Annotated in this window: 1 protein-coding gene and 1 pseudogene; both read right to left on the bottom strand. The window is 71.9% G+C overall.

Annotated features, from left to right (window positions below; genetic code table 11):
* Positions 1 to 774, bottom strand: a pseudogene (locus GTW43_RS36130) (glycoside hydrolase family 92 protein); the annotation flags it as partial.
* A gap of 79 nt (positions 775 to 853) precedes the next feature.
* The coding region (locus tag GTW43_RS36125; protein WP_161306205.1) for a beta-L-arabinofuranosidase domain-containing protein at positions 854 to 3,163 on the bottom strand (2,310 nt) is incomplete at its 5' end.

Below are 3,163 nucleotides of genomic sequence, written 5' to 3'. Positions count from 1 at the left end.
GGTGCGGTCCTTGCTCGTGTCGAAGCGGACGAAGGCGCCGTTGCGCTCGGCGTCGGCGTCCGAGGCCTTGGAGCCGGCGGTGACGGTGTCGCCCTTCCAGGTGCCGGAGGCGGTGAAGGGCCGGTCGAACTTCGTGATCGTGTAGACCGTGTACGGCTTGGTGTCCTGGCAGAAGCCGCTGCCGGTGACGGCGGTGCGCACGGTGTGGTCGTCGAGGATCTCGACCTTGGTGTGCAGGCCCTTGTGGAGCGACTGTCCGGCGTTGAGGAGCACGTTGGCCTTGTCGGTGGCCGGGAACGTGTAGCGCTGGACGCCGGTGCGCTCGGTGGCGCTGAGCTCGGCCTCGATGCCGGTCTTCAGGCCGACCTTGTAGTAGCCGGGCGAGGCCTGCTCGTCGTCGTGGCTGAACTCCGCCGCGTACTGCGCGTAGTCGGTGGTGGTGATGTCGCCCGTGGTCGGCAGGACGGGGAGGTCGCCGCCGAGGCCGCAGCCGACGCCGGACAGGTGGACGGTCGAGAAGCCGCGGATGTGGTTCTCGGAGTAGTCGTAACCCGTGTTGTGCCCGGTGTCCGGCGAGAACTGGACCATGCCGAACGGCACGGCGGCGCCCGGGTAGGTGTTGCCCTCGTTCTCGGTGCCGATGAACGGGTTGACCAGGTCGGTCAGCGGTCCGGCCGGATCCGACGCGGCCTGCGCGACGGGCGCCCCGAGTCCGGTCCCGAGCAGTGCGGCCGCCGCGAGCACGCCCAGCGTGCGGCGGGTGGGTCTTCTCATCGTGCGCCCTCTCGTCGTGCACGTGCGACAACGTTGTCAGCGTGGTGCGGGCTCATTCTTCGTGCGCCTCGACAGCCCGTCAAGACTCCAGACGCCACAGGTGGTCCTCCGTCCCGTTGTCCGCGAACTGCACCACCTGGGCGCTGTCGGCGGTGGACATCCCGTCCACGCCGAGGACCTTGCCGCTGTGCTCGTTGCGCAGCAGGAACCAGCCGTCGCCCCGGTCGACCCGGGTCCACAGCACGTCGGGCCTGCCGTCGTCCGCGTGCTGCACCACGAGGGCGCTGTCGGCCGTCGAACTCCCCTTGACCGCGAGGTACTTGCCGCTCTGTCCGTTGCGCAGTCGCACCCTGCCGGAGCCCGCGTCGACCAGCTGCCAGGCGTGGTCGCCGGTCCCGGTGTTCGCGAACTGCACGACGCGCGCGTCGTCCGCCGTGGACATGGAGTCGACGGCGAGCACCTTGCCGCTGTGCTTGTTGCCGATGCGGTGGTACGGCGGTTCGGGCGTCCAGGGGTGGCCGTCGGGGGCCGCCGTGGGGAAGGCGGTGACGCGCAGCCGGGCCGCGCCCATCGGGACGAGCGTGACGCTCTCGACGCTCGCGCGGCTGCGGGCGGGGCTCTGCTGGAGCGGCGCCACCACGTGTTCGTCGTCGGCGACCCACTCGGGGATGCGGCGGGCCCGCGCGGTGAGGGTGACGGGGGTGCCGTCGAGCGTGAAGGGCCGGTCCGACAGGGCGCCGCCCCTGCGCCGCAGGACCGGCGAACTCCCGGGCACCAGACCGTAGTTCCAGTCCGTCGCGGCGTGCACGTCGATCTCGGGGAAGGCGTCGGTGCCGCCGGTGCGCACGTACTTCTCCGCGATCCTCAGCGAGTAGGTGAGCGGTCCGTGGTCCACGGAGACGCTGCCGCCGTTGGCCTTCCAGGTGCGCAGGGTCGTGCGCTGAGGCAGGCGCAGGGTGACGCGGTCGCCGTCGTGCCAGGTGCGCTCGACGGTGACGAACGACGGTCCGGGCTCGGCCTTCCGCGGGCTCCCGGCGACGGTGAGCCGGGGCTTGTCGCACCAGCCGGGGACGCGCAGCCGCAGCGGGAACGCGACCGGCTCCGCGACGTGCACGGTCAGAGTGACGGTCTCGTCGAACGGGTAGTCCGTCTCCTCGCGCACCGTCACCGGCACCCGGCCGGACCCGACCTCGGCACGCACCTCGCAGGGCGCGTACATCGCGGCGGCGAGTCCGCCGTCCGGGGTGCCGAGCCACAGCTCCTCGGTGAAGTAGGGCCAGCCCATGCCGTAGTTGTGCGGGCAGCAGCGGTACTGGTCGACGCCCGGCTGGAAGGACTGCATGGCGAAGCCGTTCTGGAACTGGCCGTCCGTCTTGCGGGCGTTGTCGAGGTCGACGCCGTTGGCGCTCGTGACGTAGTGGATGCCCTTGCCCTGCGGGTCGAGGGCGGCGGGCAGCATGTTGAAGGCGAGGTCCTCGCAGCGGTCGGCCCAGACCGGGTCGCCGGTGATGCGGGTGAGCAGCTCGTGGCTGGCCATGAACTCGACGATGCCGCAGGTCTCGAAGCCCTGCCGCGGGTCGCCGAACCCGGGGCGCAGGTTCTCGTCGCCCGCGATGCCGCCGCCGGGGAACTGGCCGTGCGCGGCGAGCACGTCGTCGTAGGTGCGATAGGTGGCCCGGGTGAGCGCGTCGGCGCCCTCGGCGGCCCACTGCGCGTACTGGGCGGGCTCGCGGAAGCCCTGGGCGATGTTCACGTTGTGCGGGGTGGGCAGCTCGCCGGTCCAGTCGGCGCCGTAGCGGTGCATCTTGTCGACGAGGCTCTTCAGCCGGGTGTCGCCGGTGCGCTCGTACAACCAGCGTGCGGTGTCGATGCCGTCGCCCCAGCGCACGGAGACCCAGCTGCTGTCGAAGGCGCCCTTGCCCTGCGTCTCCATGTAGGCGAGGAAGCGGGTGAGGAAGGGCACGATGCGGTCGTCGTGCGTGTACTCCTCGTACGTGCGCAGGGCCATGAGCAGCGGCAGGAACGGCCAGAAGTCGGGGCCGCCGTTCAGGGAGGTGCGCAGGGCGCGCGGGCCGAAGAAGCCGTCGTCCTGCTGGGTGGCGAGGACGGCGTCGATCCAGCGCGTGCAGGTGGCGAGGGCGTCGGGGTCCCGGGTGGCGACGGCGAGCGGGACGAATCCGCGCAGCCAGTAAGGGAGTTCCTCCCACCCGTCGCGTTCGGGGTGGACCCAGCCGCTGGTGGCGAAGTCGAGGAAGTGGGACCGCTCCTCGTAGCGTCCGCACAGGCCGTCGAGCTGGAGCCGGAGCTGTCCGGCGAGCCAGCCGCGGGCGGTGACGCTGCCGGCGGGGAGCCGGGTGTAGGCGTCGGGGGCGGGGCCGTCCGCGGCCCG

Source organism: Streptomyces sp. SID5785 (assembly GCF_009870065.1).
Taxonomy (GTDB): Bacteria; Actinomycetota; Actinomycetes; order Streptomycetales; family Streptomycetaceae; genus Streptomyces.
Note: the sequence above shows the minus strand (reverse complement) of the source record. Positions and strands in the feature narration are given on the sequence as shown.